Here is a 16,153-nt window from a genome sequence, read left to right on the forward strand (position 1 = left end):
GGAGGCGGTGCGATGAGCAGCGCGACGTCCGACAACGACGTCCAGCTCAGCCCGCTGCGTCGTCGGCTGGGCCGGTTCACCGGTTACTGGCTGGCTCTGCCGGGCGGCCTGTGGCTGGCGATCTTCTTCGTCATACCGATGATCTATCTGCTGTCGCTGTCGCTGATGACCGGCGACTTCATCCACGGCTTCACGCAGACGTTCCACGTCGCGACCTACTGGCACACGATCAGCCTCTACCACGACCAGTTCATCCGGTCGATCGTCTACGCGTTGATCGTCACGCTGCTGACCATCGCGCTGGCGTACCCGATGGCCTACTGGATCGCGATGCGCGGCGGCCGGCACAAGTCGACCTACCTACTGATCATCCTGTTGCCGTTCTTCGTATCCTTCGTGATCCGCACCCTGCAGTGGCAGTTCATCCTGGCCGACAACGGCTTCGTGTTCGGCACGCTGAAGGACCTGCACCTGGTCGGCTCCGACTTCCACCTGCTGGCCACGCCGGTGGCGGTCATCTGTGGATTGACCTACAACTACCTGCCGTTCATGGTCTTGCCGCTGTATGTCTCGATCGAACGGCTGGATCCCCGGCTGATGGAGGCGGCCAACGACCTCTACGCCAGCAAGTTCCAGGCGTTGTTGCGGGTGGTGCTGCCGCTCACCATTCCCGGCATCTTCGCCGGCGTGCTGATGACGTTCGTCCCGGTCGCGTCCGACTTCGTCAACGCCCAGCTGCTGGGTGGCGCCAAGACCACCATGATCGGCAACGTCATCTACACCCTCTACCTCACCAACAACGACTACGCGGCCGCATCGGCGCTGTCGTTCACGCTGATGGGCGCGTTGCTGATCGGCATCTTCGCCTACGCCCGGGCACTGGGCACCAAGGACGTGATGGAGGCGGCGGCGCTATGACGATGCTCAAGGAGGCGCCGGTCGCGACCCGGCCGGCCCGGCGCAAGCCGAAGCGGAAGTGGACCTATTACATTCTGCCGGTCTACACGTGGGCGGTCCTGGCCTACTTGTGCCTGCCGATCTTCGTGATGATCCTGTTCGGCTTCAACAACACCAAGGGCCGTTACAACATCACCTTCCAGGGCTTCACTTTTCGGTGGTACAAGGAGCTCTTCGCGATCGGCGGGCTGACCGACGCGCTGATCAACTCCCTCACCATCGCCGTCATCGTCACGATCGTGTCGGTGGCCATCGGCGGCGCGCTCGGTATGGCGCTGGGGCGCTACCGCTTCCGCGGCAAAGGGCCGCTGTCGCTGGTCGTCTTTGCGCAGATCGCGACACCGGAGCTGGTGCTGGGTACGTCGCTGCTGTCGCTGTTCCTGACGCTGAACATCCCGCGTGGTTACGTCACGATCCTGTTGGCGCACATCATGTTCTGCATCCCGTTCGTGGCGGTGACCGTGCAGGCGCGGGTCGCCGGACTGGACGGGTCGCTCAAGGAGGCGGCGCTCGATCTGGGTGCGACGCCGGCCGTCGCGTTCCGCAAGGTGACCCTGCCGATGATCATGCCGGGCATCCTGGCCGGCGCGTTGCTGTCCTTCGCGCTGTCGGTCGACGACTTCGTCACGACGAGCTTCAACGCCGGTCAGACGGTGACGTTCCCGCTGTGGGTCTACGGCTCGTCGCGCCTCGGCATCCCGGCCCAGGTCAACGTGATGGGGACGCTCATCTTCCTCTTCGGGTTGATCCTGGCGGCATACAGCATCCTGGCCGGGCGCCGGAAGAAGGACTGAGCAGGCCGGTATGACGTCGATCGACGCTCGCATCGGTGCGGCGCGCCGCGTGCCGTTCTGGCTGGACACTCCGGACCGTCCGGCGGCGCGCCCGCCGCTGGATGCGGACACCTCCTGCGAACTCGCCGTCGTGGGAGGTGGATTCAGCGGGTTGTGGGCGGCCGTGCTGGCCAAGGAGGCGAACCCCGACCGGGACGTGCTGCTGCTGGAGGGTGGCCGCCTGGCGTGGGCGGCGACCGGCCGCAACGGCGGCTTCTGCGCCGCCAGCCTCACCCACGGTCACGACAACGGCGTCAGCCGGTTCGGCGAGGCGGCGCAGACCGAGCTGGACCGGCTCGGGATGCGCAACCTCGACCAGATCGAGGAGACCGTGGCCCGCTACGGCATCGACTGCCACTTCGAACGCACCGGCGAGGTCGACGTCGCGACCGAGGACTACCAATTGCCCGACCCGGCAACGGTTTCCGACGGGGACTACCTGGACCGGGAGGCGGTGCGCGCGGAGCTGGACTCGCCCACCTTCCGCGGCGGTGTCTGGGACAGGGACGGCGTCGCGATGCTCGACCCCGCGCGGCTCGCCTGGGGGCTGGCGGATGTCGCCGAGCAGTTGGGCGTGCGGATCGTGGAGCACACGCCGGTGCGCGAGCTGCGCAGAACCGACGCCGGCATCGAGCTGCGCACCGATCACGGCACGGTGCGCGCGGAGCGAGTCGCGTTGGCCACCAACGTGTTTCCGTCGCTGCTGCGCCGGCTACGGCTGCATTGCGTGCCCGTTTACGACCACGTGCTGATGACCGAGCCGCTGACCGACCAGCAGCTGTCGGCGATCGGCTGGCGGCACCGCCAGGGGTTCGGTGACAGCGGCAACCAGTTCCACTACTACCGGCTCACCGCCGACAACAGGATCCTCTGGGGCGGGTATGACGCGGTCTATCACTACGGCCGCCGGATGAAACCCGCGTATGACGACCGGCCGGAGACCTACCGGAAGCTCGCCGAGCACTTCGACACGACGTTCCCGCAGCTGGCCGGCATCGGCTTCAGTCACCGGTGGGGTGGCGCGATCGACACGTGCACCCGGTTCTGTGCCTTCTTCGGGGCGGCATACGACCACCGGGTGGCCTACGCGCTCGGCTACACCGGGCTCGGTGTCGGTGCCAGCCGTTTCGGTGCGCAGGTGATGCTCGACCTGCTCGATGGCCTTGACACCGAGCGCACCCGCACGCCACTGGTGCGCACCAAGCCGCTGCCCTTCCCACCGGAGCCGTTCGCCTTCCTCGGCATCGAGGCGACGCGCCGGTCGCTGGCGCACGCCGACGACCACGAAGGACGCCGCAATCTGTGGCTGCGAGCCTTGGACCGGGTAGGGCTCGGTTTCGACTCCTGAGGTTCGACTGCTGAGGACCGAATACCGGTGCTGCGGCACGGCGCGACGGCCGCCTCCTCACCGTCGGCGGCGCGCCGGCTGAGATTTTCGGCTGAGATTTTCACGGTGAAGGGCGTGTGGCGCAGCGCCGGGGCGGGTACGGCGGCGTCAGGTGAGGCGCTGGCCCTGGGACGGTCACTCGCTCAGAGCCGGTCAGTCCAGGACGAGGGCTGACCGGCTCGCCCCCTCGCGGACGGGCCGGCCTGCCCGCCCGCGGCGGCCGTCTGCGTCCGGTCCGGCGCGTCGGTTCGGCACGTTGGTTCTGCACGTCATACCGCCGCGTCCGCGGCGCGCCATACCGCTTCGCCCCCGGCGAATTCCCTGTTGATTCCAGCTGTTCGCGAGTGATCTGCGACGTGTCGCCGGGTACCGGTTCAGCACCATTCCGCTTCCGGAGGCGTGCGCCGCCGGTGGCTCGCAGAGGAAGTGAACCGGCATGGTGCAGCGCACTCGCAGGCTGTGGGAGATGTGTCAGGGCGACCCGACGTTCATGCGCCGGGTGAACGGGTGGTTGGCGGTCTGCTGGATCGTGATGATCCCGGTCTCGTTGGTCATGGGCTGGCTCAGCTCGGTGGTCTACGTGTCGGCGCTGTCACTGTGGGCGCTCGTCTCGGGGCACTGGTCGGCGTGGCAGGCCGCCCGGACCGAGGTCCAGCAGCGCGAGGCCGAGCGAGCCAAGGCGCAGGAGGACCTGGCCGGCGACGTGGTGCGACGGATCACCGAGAAGACCGATGTCTCACCGCAAGAGCCACCCGCTCCGGTCGGCTGACTCACCTGTTCACGGAGAGCGTCCACCCGCCGGATCCGCCGTTGTCGCACGGCGCACGATCCCGTCGACGACGGCACTCAACGGTGCGGTGGCGTCGATCGAGATACCCTGCTCCGGGCGATCCTCCTGGCTCCGATGCAGCCGCACCACCAGGTCGCGCTCACCTGACCGCCCGCCGAACTCGTCCGCAGGTCGCTTGTCGAGTCGTTCGTGCAGGGTGTCCAGGTCGATGTCCAGGACGAACACGGCGTCGAAGAGATCGATGAACATGGAGCGGTTACGGGAGCCCCCGCAGAAGAACGTGTATCGCTCGGACCGGTCGGCAACCAGGGCTCGCACCTGCGGTACGCGCCAGAGATGGTGCCAGTGGGACGGTACATCAGTCGGCTCGCCGGTCGCCGGATCACCTTGGTAGGCAAGGTCGGTGTCGCCGTTGAGGGCGTGGTAGCCGCGGCGCCGCAACTCCATGCAGACGGAGGTCTTGCCCGCCCCGGAGACGCCTTCGATCAGGAAGTTGTGCACACCCACTGATCGACCGTAGCCGCTGCGCGGGCCGCCGCCTGTCATGCGTCGGATGTCAGGGCCGCCTGTACCGAACTCTCCCCAGGGCAGGCTTTGGCACGGTCCGTGCTGCGACGCTGACGCCACCAAACCCGCCGGCCAGCCCCTACTCGGACGCGCCTTACTCTGGTGCGGTCTCGTCGATGCCGTGGCGTCGGGCGAAGCTGAGCAGGCAGCGACTGGCGGTCAGGGCGACCGCGCCGGCGAGCAGCCGACTGTGCCGATCGTGGAACTTGCTGCCGTCCACCGCCTCGATCAACTGGTCGACGGCGTGCTGGGCGGAGCGAGTTCGCTCGGTGCCGGGTGCCGTCTCCAGCGGGTGGTCGAACATGTCGGCCAAGGTGACCAGGGTGCTACCGGCCATTCGCCCCAGGTCACTGTCGAGGAACGGGTGCGTGTCGCTGTCGAACTCGGTCAGCATGATGCCGAGGTCCTCCACCAAGAAGCTGCAGCGTTCCAGAGCGGTCGCGAGAGCCAACAGGTCTCGCTGTGAACCGGACCACCGTCGAGACCGGATGTTGCCGCGCCGGGCCCGTTTCGCCGCCGTCTGTAGTGCGCGGACGTTGGCGCGGGGATCCTCCAGCCCGGTGAGGGATTCCTGCCATCGGTCCGAGTGCGGCCCGTCGCCGTCGCGCAGTAGGGCGGCCATCTGACGCAGCTGGCCCACCACCGTGAGCCGAAGATCTCGCACCGCGGCGCGCAGGTCGTACAACGACAGTGAGGGAAAGATCAGGATGTTCGCCGCGATCCCCACGATCGCGCCCAACGGCAGCGCGACGAGGTATCCGGAGACGTAACTCTCGGTGTTCGGCTGGCTGGCGGTCAGCACGAACAGGGCCGCCAGCGGCAACCAGCTGCGCTGCTCGCCGAACCAGGCCAGCCCACCGACGGCCGTGCCGACTCCGACGACACCGGCCACACTGAACGCGTCGGGCCAGGCGATCACCATGGTCAGCAGAGCGAGGCCGACACCGACCAGCACGGCGCTGACCGCCTTGAGTGCCTGCCACACGGAATCCGCTACGGCCGGATACATCACGGTAATCGCGCCCAGCGGTGCGTAGTACGCGTGCTGGTCCAGCGGCGTGGGCAGCAGGTTGGCCAGCGCGTAGGCCACCCCCGCGTCCAGACCGGTCTTGCCGGTCTGCGCGACCAGGGGGTGGTGCCGCCAGCCCGTCACCTGGGCGGCGTTGCTGTCGCGTTCGGCATAGCGTTGCAGGGCGTCCTCGTCCACCGCAGCGGGTTACCCGCAACCGGGTGGCCTCACCCGTCGCGGGCCGGAGCCGCTGACGGCAGGAACCTCACATCGCTTCCTTGATGCCCTGCTTGAGCAGCCAGACATTGGCCGGCCAGGCGGTGAAGAAGCCGATGACCCTGCCGATCTGCATCAGGAACCAGTAGACCGGTGAGCTGGGTTCGAGGTGCGGCGCGGGGAAGAAGACGTAGTACGTCAGTGCCATCCAGCCGAACAGACCCACCTCGAAGGCAGTCAGTGACAGCAGGTCTGCTTTGGCCGCTTCCTTGAGGCCCTTGGCGATGCCGAGGCCGCGCATCGGCGCGATCGCGAAGAACTGGAAAGCGACGCCGAGGATGATGGCGGCCACGTAGTCACCGACGAACATGGCGAACAGCGTCTGCCCCGCGATCGTGGCACCGACCGCGAAGAGGGCGAACTCGGCGATGATGTCGCCGAGCGTGCAACCCGCACCGCAATGGCTCACCCCGACGGCGACCGAGGCCCAGCGCGGTTTCTCCGGTGCCCCGGCGCGATGACGCTCGGTCTGCCAGCGGCGACTCATCGGGCGCCCGAACCGGTGATAGGACCAGATGGCGACCGGCAGGAAGTACAACCCGCTGATCGGCCAGACGGCCTCCATGACCGGCATCGGCTGCCGGTACCGGCGGAGCAGGATGTCGCCGGCGATGTACGCGGCGGACAGGACGCCCGCTGCCAGTCCGCACCACGACAGGACGATCAACCACGGGGGCGGCATGCTCAGGCTCCGTCGGTGGGTATGCCCGGGTCGGCGGCGCTGGTGCGTTGAGCGGTGACCGGATCGCCGTCGAAGAGCGGCCGGATGTCGTCTTGCCGGTCCGGGCGTACCAGCACGGTGATCTGGTCGCCCACATCGAGCCGGACCGCTCCGAGACCCAGCAGCATCGCGTCCGCGCGACGAACCGCCACCACGATCACGCCGTCCGGCAGCATCTGCTCGTCCAGGCGGCGTCCCACCAGCGCAGAGCCGGCACCGACCTGGACGTCCTGGATGCCGGCGCTGGATGCCACGCGGGACATCCGGTGCGCATCCGCGCGGAGCATGCGGTGATAGGCGCGCACGACATCGCTGAAGGCGACGATGCCGCGCACATGGCGCTGGTCGTCCAGCACTGTCAGCCAATGCACGGTCGCCGGCAGCGCGTCGACCGCCTGATCCAAGGTGGCCGCGGTCTCCACCGACGGTGCGGTCGCATCGATCCGGCGCCGGATGGCGCCGCCCGGGTCCTTGGCTGCCGGCGCGCGCAGCTCGGCGAGGGTCACCGTGCCGAGGAAGCGCTCCTGGACATCGACCACGGGTGCACCGGGGATCCCTGCCGCGGACAGACGCTCCACAGCGTTCGTGAGGTGATCGTTCTCGTGCAGCACCAGACGTGGTGTCGCCATCGCATCGGCGACCGGCACGCGGGCCAGCAGCGGTAGACCCTGCCGGAGCCGGGCGGCGATGGCTTCGTCGCGATTGGTCAGCTGGGACCGGTAGATCGTTTTGTCGAAGTGCCGCACGATCAGGTAGGCGATCCCGACCGCCACCATGGCGGGGGCCAGGATGACCAGGTTCCCGGTCATCTCCGCGACCATCAGCATGATTGCCAGCGGTGCCCGGGCGATGCTGCCGAAACACGCCATCATGCCGACGATGACGAACGGTGCCGGGCTGTGTGGCACGCCCGGGGCGAAGGTCTCCAGCACCCGCCATACGGCGGCTCCGGTGAACGCGCCGATCACCATGCCGGGTCCGAAGATGCCGCCGGATCCGCCGGACCCGATCGATAGCGCGGTGGTGGCGATCCGGGCCAGCGGCAGTAACAGGATGGTCCACAGCGGTACGCCGAGCAGCCCCTGCCGGGTCAGGGAGATCTGGACCCAGCCGTAGCCGGTGCCGAGCACCTGCGGGATCGCCAGGGCGATCAGCCCCACTGCCAAGCCGCCGACGGCCGGCTTGACGATCGTGTTGCCGGGCAGCCGCTTCACGAAATCGGCGAAGCCGTAGAAGGTCGTGCTGTACGTCAGCCCGACCAGCCCTGCCACGACACCGATGACAGCGAACCAGACCAGCTGGACGGGATGGTCGAACCGGTATCCCGCCGCGGCATACCCGAACATCGGCGTGAATCCTTCGGCGAAACCGAACACCGTGTACGCCACGATCGAGGTGACCAGGCCCGGCACCAGCGCCTCGACCTCGAAGTCGTCCTTATAGACGATGTCCGCCGCAAGCACCGCGCCACCGAGCGGTGCGCCGAAGATGGCGCCGATGCCTGACCCGATCCCGACCGACACGGCGATCCGGCCGTCCTCGGCGGTCAGGTCCAGGGTGCGGGCCAGCAGAGAACCGAATCCGGCGGAGATCTGTGCGGTTGGGCCTTCGCGGCCACCGGATCCACCGGAGCCGATGGTCAGCGCCGAGGTGATGATCTTGACCAGGACGGCCCGGCTGCGGATCATGCGGGGGTTGCGGTGTACGGCGTCGATCGCCGCATCCGTGCCGTGCCCCTCGGCTTCAGGGGCGAACTTGGTCACCAGCAGGCCCGACAGCAGCCCACCGAGCGCCACGACGAGCGGGATGGCCCACCACCGGCTGAAGTGCCCGTCGCCGGTCGCGCCCCCTTCGGCGGCGGGACTGGGCACGGTGTATCCGCCGATGTCCTCCAGCAGCAGATGCCCGGCCGCCTGCAATGCCAGGTAAAACACGATCGCGCCCGCTCCGGCGATGACACCGATCACCGCTCCGAGCACGACCCATTTCTGCAGGTAGCTGCTGCGACGTACCCAACCGCCGGCGGCGGCGCCGGCGGAGCGCAGTTGCGTCTGGACGATCGTCACCGCGCACCGCCGTGCTGCCGCGCGTCCGCGCGCGTGCGGTCACTTCCGTGGGCGGCCTGCACCAGGAGGCCCAGTGCGCTCGCGAGTTCGGCCTGTGCCTGCGCCGGGATGCTCTGCAGCAGCCGGTTGATCTCCCGTTTGCGCTGCCGCGTGCTCTGCTCGATCAGAGCACGTCCCTCCGGCCGCAGCGTCAGGGTCATCTGACGCCGGTTGCTGCTGTCCACGACGCGATCGACCAGCTGTTTGGCGACCAGCCGGTCACACATGCGCGTCGCCGTCGACGGCACCACGCCGAGTGCGTCGGCCAGCTGCGCGACCGTCATTGCGTCATGGATGTCGATCAGCACCAGCGCCCGAAACTGGGGCAGCGTGACCTCGGGTTCCAGGTTGGCCAGCGCCCCCGCGGCAACGGCGACGAAAACCCGGTTGGCCGCGAGCACTGCGTCGACGATGTCGGCCTGGCCGGCCAGCACACTGGCTGCGTCGTCGCCTGCCAGTTCCGCGACGATGGACTCGGATGTCGTACCAACCTCATCAGTCATGCCGCACAGCATAGAGCAACTGTTGCAGCATGCATCTATCGTCAATCCGCAGGGAGTGGATACGCACTCAGGCGAGCGTGCAACCCTTGCTGCATGCATCGATTGCATACAGCACTGATCGGCTCTCTCGTTCTGCTCACCCTCACGGCCTGTTCCGCGGGCTCCGGGGCGTCCACCCAGGCCGCGGCATCCAGTTCGTCGAGCACGGACGGCATCGGCACCCCGCTGAACTCGCCCGTGCCGAAGTCGGTCCGGGATCTCACCTTCACCACCAGCGACGGCACCAGGACGAGTCTGGCCGACTTGAGCGGACGCATCGTCGTCCTGTCGGACGTGATGACGTTGTGCCAGGAGACGTGTCCCCTGGACACTGCGACGCTGGTGCAGACCGCGCGGGCGGAGGCTCGTCATACCTCAGCCGAACCTCCGGTGTTCGTCTCGCTGACGGTGGACCCGGGCCGAGACACGCGCGACCAGCTGCAGGCGTACCGGAGCCTGTTCACCGACCCACCACGGGACTGGCAGGCGTGGACGGGCAGCGCCAAGAACGTGAACGCGCTCTGGGACTACCTGGGCGTATGGCGCAAACGTGTCGCCGACGACCCCGGGCCGGCACCACACAACTGGCGCACCGGCGCGAAGCTGACCTACGACGTGCAGCACTCCGACGAAGTCTTCTTCTTCGACGCTGCAGGACGTGAGCGCTTCGTGCTCGAAGGTGTTCCGTACGCATCCGCCGGCAGCGTTCCGAGCACGCTGCGGTCGTTCATGAGCGCTGAAGGCCGGAAGAATCTTCAGCACCCAGCAGCCACCGCGTGGACCAAGGCTCAGGCGGAGACCGTGATCAGCTCGTTGCGGCAGCGATGAGGCACACACCGCACAGCGCCATGTTCGACGTGACCGGGCCGATGTGGATGCCGACCGCGCCGCCGACCTGGCCCCGCTTCCTGGCGTGGCATCCGCAGCCCGTGCCGATCCTCGTCGTGCTGGCCGCGCTGGCAGCAGTGCTCTACGGCTGGGGAGTCGTGCGGCTGACGCGACGGGGGGACGGCTGGCCGGTCGGGCGGACGATCTGGTTCGGCTGCGGCATCGCGTCCTTCGTGTTCATGGTCGCCACCGGCATCAACGGCTATGGGATGGAGCTGTTCAGCGTGCACATGGTGCAGCACATGACGCTGAGCATGGTGACGCCGATCCCCCTGCTGCTGGGCCGACCCACCACGCTGGCGCTGCGGGCGATACCCGCCGCCTCCCGCTCCCATCGATGCCTGGTGCGGGCACTCAACAGCCGCGTCGCAGCGATCATCACGGCCCCGGCTTTCACCATCCCGCTGTTCATCCTCACCCTTTACGGACTGTATTTCACGCCGATCATCGATTGGCTGATGAGTAACTGGCTCGGACACGATGTGATGCTCGTGCATTTCGTGCTGACCGGTTACCTGCTCTTCTGGCCGATCCTCGCGCTGGATCCGTCCCCGCATCGGCAGGGTCCGGCGATCAGATTGCTGGAGGCATTCCTGCCGGTGCCGTTCCACGCCTTCTTCGGCGTCATCGTCATGGGTATGACGACGTTGCTCACCACGTGTTTCGCGGACCCGCCGAGCGCGTGGCACCTGTCACCGGTCCACGATCAGCAGGTGGGCGGGGGACTGGCGTGGGGCTTCACCGAATTGCCGAACCTCGCGCTGGTGCTCGCTCTCGCCGCGACCTGGGCCGCCAGCAGCCGACGCGCCGCGCGGCGCCACGACCGCGCAGAGGACCGGACCGCGGATGCCGAGTTGCGCGCGTACAACCAGTGGCTGCACAGCCTGCGCTGAGCTGACATCAGCTGCACCAGCGGGCTCGGTTGTCACAGGTCGACAACGGGGACCACACCGGGACCACCTGTTACTCACGTATCACGTAGGCTGCGTGAGTGACAGTCGCGGTGGGGTCGATGAGCGCGCAGGGCGTCCTGGATGCCCGGGGTGACGTCTTCGATGCGATCCTGGGCCTCGACGGTGACCTGCTGAAGCACCAATTGCTCTGCCACCAGCAGCGGTACGGCAACGACTCACTGGTGGCCGATGTCCTGATTCCCGTGCTGCGTCACGTCGGCGACATGTGGGAAAGCGGCAAGCTCGGTGTGCTGCACGAGCATCACGCCTCCGGGATCATTCGCTCGGTCGTCGGATCTTTTCGTCGGCCGTCCTTCACGGCGAATTCCTCGACGTCCGTGCTGTTGGCGTGCCCTCCCGGGGAATTGCACGATCTGCCGATCCACCTGTTCTCGTTGATGCTGTTGGATCGGGGTCTCGCTCCGGTTGTGCTGGGAGCGAACACACCTTGGAAGGCTCTGGCCGCCGCCGCACGCTCCAACGACTGCGCCGTGTGTGTGTTGTCGGGAATCAATCCACGCCGGATCAGCCGGGTCGCCACCGTGCTGACCACTTTGAATGCCGCGACGCCGCTGTTCCTCGCCGGTCCGCTGAAGGCCTGTCACATCGACGGCATCGGAATGTTGTCCGACGATTGGCGACATGCGGCCGCGGCGATCACCGCGGTTGCTGCTCACGGCATCCAGCACGGTGTCACCTCCGAAGCGCCGAGTTCGGCCGGCTAGCGGCTCCGGACGTCCGTTCCGAATCCCGGATGCGGACAGACCTCAGAAGATCTGTTCGACCTCCCGAGACAGCCGGCCCGGCCTTCCGGTCCGTGGACGTCAGACCCTCGCGCTGTCGCCGCCGGTGGACACCCACGACCCCAGCGGCTCGTCCGGCTGGTCCTCGTCCGACTCCTGCACGTCGCACACCTCGAAGCCGCGGGCCCGGTAGTTCGCCAGTGCGGCGGGGCCGTCGAGGGAGCAGGTGTGCACCCACGCCCGCCGGACGGCCGGCAGGCCGCTGCGTTCGGGGATCGTCCAGGCAGCCTCGACGCCGCGCGCGAGCAGCCGGCCGCCGAGGCCGCGCCCGATCGCCTGCTCGACGAGGCCGAAATAGCGGATCTCCACGTGCAGGCCGTCGTCCTGCGGCACCGGTTGCAGGTGGAGGTAGCCGAGCGGCACGCCTTCGCCATACAGAATCCAGAACTCGGTGCCGGGCACCGACAGCTCGTCCACCCACTGCTGCCGCGACCAGCCCAGTCGATCGGTCCAGCGCCACGGTCCGCCGACGAGTCCGTAGAGGAACCGGGCGTATTCGGGTGACACGTCGGCGGCCCGGTCCAGCCGCACGTCGTCGGGCAGTGCCGGCGCGGCATCGGGTGGTGCCTGGAGCATCTGCAGGGTGGTGGTCGTGACCCTCATGGGCGTTCCTCTCGTGCGGTCAGGTCACCATCCTGGGGCACCGCGTGCGGCGGCCGCCCGGCGGCGTCGGCGAGCTACGGCTGTCCCGGCGTCAGCGCTCGCATCCGCGCGTCGAGCTCGCGGCGATAGAAGTCGAGGAAGCCGTCCGGGTCGGGCCCGGCGTTCTGCATCACCAGGTGGTCGAACCCGGCGTCCACGAACGGCTGGGCGACGTCGACATACCGCTGCGGATCGGGGCCGCAGGCGAACTGGCCCAGGACGTCCTCCTCGCGCACCGTCGTGGTGGCGGCGGCGAAGTTGGCCGGATTGGGCAGCTCGCTCATCACCTTCCAGCCGGTCAGCGCCCATCGTGTCGTGTCCAGGACGGCCTGCGCGGCGGTGTGCTCGTCGGCCGCCCACGCCATCGGCACCTCCGCATATCGGGGCCCGGATCCGCCTGCGGCGGCATACTTCTCGACGATCGAAGCCTTGGGTTCGGTCGCGAACAGGCCGTCCCCCCACTCCGCCGCGATGCGCGCGGACGCGCCCCCGCTGGCCGCGACGGCGATCACCGGCAGCTCGTCGGGCAGGTCGAAGACCCGGGCGTCGGCCAGGCTCAGATGCTTGCCCTCGTAGGACTGGTAGCCGCCCTGCCAGAGCAGGTGGATGATCTCCAGCGCCTCGCGCAACCGTTCGTGCCGTGGCGCGACCGTGTCGGGGAACCCTTGTCCCACCACGTGTTCGTTGAGTCGTTCGCCGGCGCCGACGCCCAGGGTGAAGCGGCCGTCGGAGAGCAGCGCGAGCGTCGCCGCCGCCTGCGCGATGATCGCCGGGTGGTAACGCATCGTCGGACAGGTGACCCCGGTCGCGAGTCCGATCCGATCGGTCTGCGCGGCGATCGCCCCGAACGTCGTCCAGGCGAACGGCGAATGCCCCTGGTTGTCCAGCCACGGGTGGAAGTGATCGCTCATCTCCACGAAGTCGAAACCGGCCTGCTCGGCCAGCACGGCCTGGCGGACCAGCTCGGCGGGGCCGAACGCCTCTGCCGCGAGTTTGTAGCCGATCTTCATCCGGTGCTCCACTCCTCGGTATGCCGTCCGGCTGCACCTACCCGCCGGCATACCGGGCAAACAGCGCCGGTCAGGAGCCGGTGACCGCGTCGCTGGCCTGCCCGGGGTCGATGCCCGCGAAGACGATCGTGTCGTGCGCGACCTGCCGCAGCGACCACGCGACCGCCCGCGCAGCCTCCGGCGCGTCGGCCGGCAGCTGCCGGGTGCCCCGAGCGATCCGCACGGCCCGGTCGGCGGCGTCCTGGCGCACGTCGCGGTCCGACGGCGCGGCGGCCAGGCCCTGCAACACGTCACCGAGCTGCCCGATCGCCGGCCGCAGTGGCTGCAGCTCGGTGTCGTCGGCGGCGATGATCGCCCGGGTCAACGCCAGGCAGCTGCTGCCCAGCAGGTCCAGCTGACCGGCGTTCTCCTCCTCGCGCACGATCGGCTCCCGGCGCACCCACCACCGCGGGGTACGCCGCGCCGTGTGTAGCGTCAGCTGCCGCGTTTTGCCCAACTCGGTCAGCCGGTCCCGCACGCTGCGCAACTGCTCGACCGCCCGGTCCGCCGGTGTGTCGTCGCCGTGTTCGATGGCGGCGCCGGCCAGGTGCAGCGCCTGCGCCATACCGGCCAGCGCAGCGGATTCGTCCTGGTGCAACAGCTTCAGCGGCGCGGCCGGGAAGAGCAGCTGACTGATCACCAGCGCCACCCCGCCTCCGATCAGGGCGTCGATCAACCGTGCCGGACCGACGCCGGGGGAGTTCGTCGCGACGGTGAGTATGGCGCTCGCCGCCGACTGCGCGATCACCATCCGCGCCGCGCCCAGGACCAGGGCGAGCAGCATGGACACGACCGTGGCGACCGCCAGAGTGACGTAACCGGCACCCATGGCCTCGACGGCGCCCTCGGCGACGACGATGCCGAGGATCACCCCGAGCAACAGCCGCACCGCGTTGGTGCCGCGCTCGCCGCGATGGGTGTTGAGGGCGACGACCGCGGCGATCGGGGCGAAGAACGGCTGGTGATGCTGCACCAGATGCCGCGCGATCACCCACGACACGGTCGCCGCGAAAGTGCCCTGTATGACGGGCCAGCCCCCGGTGCGCACGCGCTGCCAGGCGTCGCCGGTCGCACCCGCGACCAGCCGCCGCCAGTGCACGAGGTCAGCCGGCAGCGGCCCCCGGCGGCTCAAGACGACGACGCGGCCGCGGCCTCCTGCGAAGCGCCTTCCCGGCCGAAGCGCTGCTGCAGGTCGTCGTCGATCTCCGGGAACTCCCGGCCCTTGGTCTCCGGCACCCACTTGGCGATGAAGAAGAGCGCGAACAGGCAGATCACCGCGAAGCACCAGAACGTCTGGCCCAGCCCGATGGTGGTCACCACGGTCAGGAAGATCTGGCTGACGATGAGGTTGGACGCCCAGTTGACCGCCGTCGCGGCGCTGGAGCCGGTGGCGCTCGCATTGGGCGGGAAGATCTCACCGATCAGCACCCAGAAGAGCGGCCCCATGCCGACGGCGAAGCCGGCGATGTAGAGCACCATGAAGACCAGCGACAGCAGCGAACTCCACGAGGCTACGAACGACAGGCCCATGATGACCAGGGTCACCAGCATGACGGCCATCGAGAAGAGCAGCAGCTTGCGCCGGCCCACCCGGCCGACGATCCACAGCGAGACGACGGTCATCACCAGGTTGATGACGCCGACGGCCACCGAGTAGTAGATCGAGTTGGAGGCGGTCAGGCCGGTCTTCTCCATGATCGTGGGGGCGTAGTAGATGATCGTGTTGATCCCGCCGAACTGCTGCAACGCGGCCAGCACCACGCCGACGATGAGTGCGGGGCGAACCGCGTGCTGGAAGAGCCCGCGCCAGCCGACCTGCTCGTCGCTGCTCTGCTCATCCTCCAACTCCTGCTGACGCGCCCGCAGCAGTTGCTCGCCGCCGTCGTCGCCCATCATCCGCCGGTAGACCTTCTCGGCGTCGTCGGTGCGGTCGTGGGTCAGTAGCCACGACGGCGACTCCGGAATCAGCACCAGAGCACCGACGAGTATGACGACGGCGGGCACCGCACCCACGGCCAGCATGCCCCGCCAGCTCTGGATGCTGGAGAACGCCAGGTTGACCAGGTAGGCGACCATGATGCCGATGGTGATCATCAGCTGGTTGAGGGTCAGCACCCGGCCGCGCACCTGCGCCGGCGCCAGCTCGCCCAGGTAGGTCGGCACGAGCGCGGACGCGCCGCCGACGGCCAGCCCGAGCACCACCCGGCCGACCAGCAGGATGGCGTAGTTGGTGGCGAACACCGCGACCGCGGTGCCGATCAGGAAGATCACGCCGACCATGCCGAGCACCTTGCGGCGGCCGAGGGCGTCGGCCACCCGGCCCTCGCCGAGCGCGCCGATCATCGCCCCGAGCAACAGCACGCTGACCACGGCGCCCTGCTCGGTCGAGGACAAATGGAAGTCGGTCTTGATGAACAGCAGCGCACCGGAGATCACGCCGGTGTCGTAGCCGAAGAGGAAGCCGCCGACGGCGATGATGAACGCCCAGGTCCAGATGCGCCGTGTGCCCGTGCCGGTCAGCTCAACGGCGTCATCGGGCTGCTGGCCCGAGGCCTTCTCGCCGGTGTTCTTCCCGGTGTTCCGCGCAGTGTTCTCCGCGGCGTGGTCCGCAGTGTTCTCCGAGGACGACAT

At 68.5% G+C, this 16,153-nt stretch carries 16 protein-coding genes; 7 read left to right on the plus strand and 9 right to left on the minus strand.

The window, feature by feature from the left end:
• The first annotated feature begins 12 nt into the window (after nucleotides 1-12).
• The 4 genes from ACTHL4_RS13705 (at nucleotide 13) to ACTHL4_RS13720 (ending at nucleotide 3,946) form a co-directional block, all read left to right on the plus strand.
• Entirely contained in the window at nucleotides 13-918 is a 906-nt protein-coding gene (locus ACTHL4_RS13705) for an ABC transporter permease (protein ID WP_440283324.1), read from the plus strand.
• Nucleotides 915-1,751: an ABC transporter permease gene (locus ACTHL4_RS13710; RefSeq protein WP_440283325.1), complete on the plus strand. Its 837-nt coding sequence runs from the start codon at nucleotides 915-917 to the stop codon at nucleotides 1,749-1,751. Before ACTHL4_RS13705 ends, ACTHL4_RS13710 begins: the two co-directional genes overlap by 4 nt.
• Before the next feature lie 10 nt (nucleotides 1,752-1,761).
• Nucleotides 1,762-3,138 carry an NAD(P)/FAD-dependent oxidoreductase gene (locus ACTHL4_RS13715; RefSeq protein ID WP_440283326.1) on the plus strand — a complete coding sequence of 459 codons (1,377 nt, stop codon included), beginning with the start codon at nucleotides 1,762-1,764 and terminating at the stop codon, nucleotides 3,136-3,138.
• 475 nt (nucleotides 3,139-3,613) lie between these two features.
• Nucleotides 3,614-3,946 carry a hypothetical protein gene (locus tag ACTHL4_RS13720; protein WP_440283327.1) on the plus strand — a complete coding sequence of 111 codons (333 nt, stop codon included), beginning with the start codon at nucleotides 3,614-3,616 and terminating at the stop codon, nucleotides 3,944-3,946.
• Between the two features lie 9 nt (nucleotides 3,947-3,955).
• On the opposite strand, the gene ACTHL4_RS13725 is transcribed toward ACTHL4_RS13720, so the two are convergent.
• The 5 genes from ACTHL4_RS13725 to ACTHL4_RS13745 form a co-directional block, all read right to left on the minus strand.
• Nucleotides 3,956-4,474 (minus strand): nucleoside kinase, encoded by a 519-nt coding sequence (locus tag ACTHL4_RS13725; RefSeq protein ID WP_440283328.1) that lies wholly within the window; start codon nucleotides 4,472-4,474, stop codon nucleotides 3,956-3,958.
• A gap of 154 nt (nucleotides 4,475-4,628) precedes the next feature.
• Nucleotides 4,629-5,741, minus strand: a complete 1,113-nt coding sequence (locus ACTHL4_RS13730) for an FUSC family protein (protein WP_440283329.1) — start codon at nucleotides 5,739-5,741, stop codon at nucleotides 4,629-4,631.
• Between the two features lie 67 nt (nucleotides 5,742-5,808).
• Nucleotides 5,809-6,501, minus strand: a complete 693-nt coding sequence (locus ACTHL4_RS13735; protein ID WP_440283330.1) for a DUF4396 domain-containing protein — start codon at nucleotides 6,499-6,501, stop codon at nucleotides 5,809-5,811.
• A 2-nt stretch (nucleotides 6,502-6,503) separates the two neighbouring features.
• Complete coding sequence (locus ACTHL4_RS13740) at nucleotides 6,504-8,606, minus strand: chloride channel protein (RefSeq protein ID WP_440283331.1); 2,103 nt, start codon at nucleotides 8,604-8,606, stop codon at nucleotides 6,504-6,506.
• A complete protein-coding gene (locus ACTHL4_RS13745) occupies nucleotides 8,603-9,148 on the minus strand; it encodes a MarR family transcriptional regulator (RefSeq protein WP_440283332.1) in 546 nt (181 codons plus the stop codon). Before ACTHL4_RS13745 ends, ACTHL4_RS13740 begins: the two co-directional genes overlap by 4 nt.
• 93 nt (nucleotides 9,149-9,241) lie before the next feature.
• On the opposite strand from ACTHL4_RS13745, the gene ACTHL4_RS13750 reads away from it, so the two are divergent.
• The 3 genes from ACTHL4_RS13750 (at nucleotide 9,242) to ACTHL4_RS13760 (ending at nucleotide 11,753) form a co-directional block, all read left to right on the plus strand.
• Nucleotides 9,242-10,015: an SCO family protein gene (locus ACTHL4_RS13750; RefSeq protein WP_440283333.1), complete on the plus strand. Its 774-nt coding sequence runs from the start codon at nucleotides 9,242-9,244 to the stop codon at nucleotides 10,013-10,015.
• Complete coding sequence (locus ACTHL4_RS13755) at nucleotides 10,012-10,968, plus strand: cytochrome c oxidase assembly protein (protein ID WP_440283334.1); 957 nt, start codon at nucleotides 10,012-10,014, stop codon at nucleotides 10,966-10,968. The genes ACTHL4_RS13750 and ACTHL4_RS13755 overlap by 4 nt, the downstream gene beginning before the upstream one ends.
• Nucleotides 10,969-11,066: 98 nt before the next feature.
• On the plus strand, nucleotides 11,067-11,753 hold the full coding sequence (locus ACTHL4_RS13760; RefSeq protein ID WP_440283335.1) for a cobalamin B12-binding domain-containing protein: 687 nt from the start codon (nucleotides 11,067-11,069) through the stop codon (nucleotides 11,751-11,753).
• Between the two features lie 99 nt (nucleotides 11,754-11,852).
• Here ACTHL4_RS13760 and ACTHL4_RS13765 read toward each other — a convergent pair whose 3' ends face one another.
• The 4 genes from ACTHL4_RS13765 to ACTHL4_RS13780 form a co-directional block, all read right to left on the minus strand.
• The gene (locus ACTHL4_RS13765) at nucleotides 11,853-12,434 is read right to left on the minus strand and encodes a GNAT family N-acetyltransferase (protein ID WP_440283336.1); all 582 of its coding nucleotides are present in this window, start codon (nucleotides 12,432-12,434) and stop codon (nucleotides 11,853-11,855) included.
• Nucleotides 12,435-12,508: 74 nt separating this feature from the next.
• Nucleotides 12,509-13,483, minus strand: coding sequence for a TIGR03557 family F420-dependent LLM class oxidoreductase (locus tag ACTHL4_RS13770; protein WP_440283337.1), 975 nt, complete (start codon nucleotides 13,481-13,483; stop codon nucleotides 12,509-12,511).
• Nucleotides 13,484-13,553: 70 nt separating this feature from the next.
• On the minus strand, nucleotides 13,554-14,654 hold the full coding sequence (locus ACTHL4_RS13775) for an FUSC family protein (RefSeq protein WP_440283338.1): 1,101 nt from the start codon (nucleotides 14,652-14,654) through the stop codon (nucleotides 13,554-13,556).
• The gene (locus tag ACTHL4_RS13780; RefSeq protein ID WP_440283339.1) at nucleotides 14,651-16,153 is read right to left on the minus strand and encodes a sugar porter family MFS transporter; all 1,503 of its coding nucleotides are present in this window, start codon (nucleotides 16,151-16,153) and stop codon (nucleotides 14,651-14,653) included. The genes ACTHL4_RS13775 and ACTHL4_RS13780 overlap by 4 nt, the downstream gene beginning before the upstream one ends.

The sequence above is a fragment of the Flexivirga sp. genome, assembly GCF_051955415.1.
In the GTDB taxonomy this organism is placed as follows: domain Bacteria; phylum Actinomycetota; class Actinomycetes; order Actinomycetales; family Dermatophilaceae; genus Flexivirga.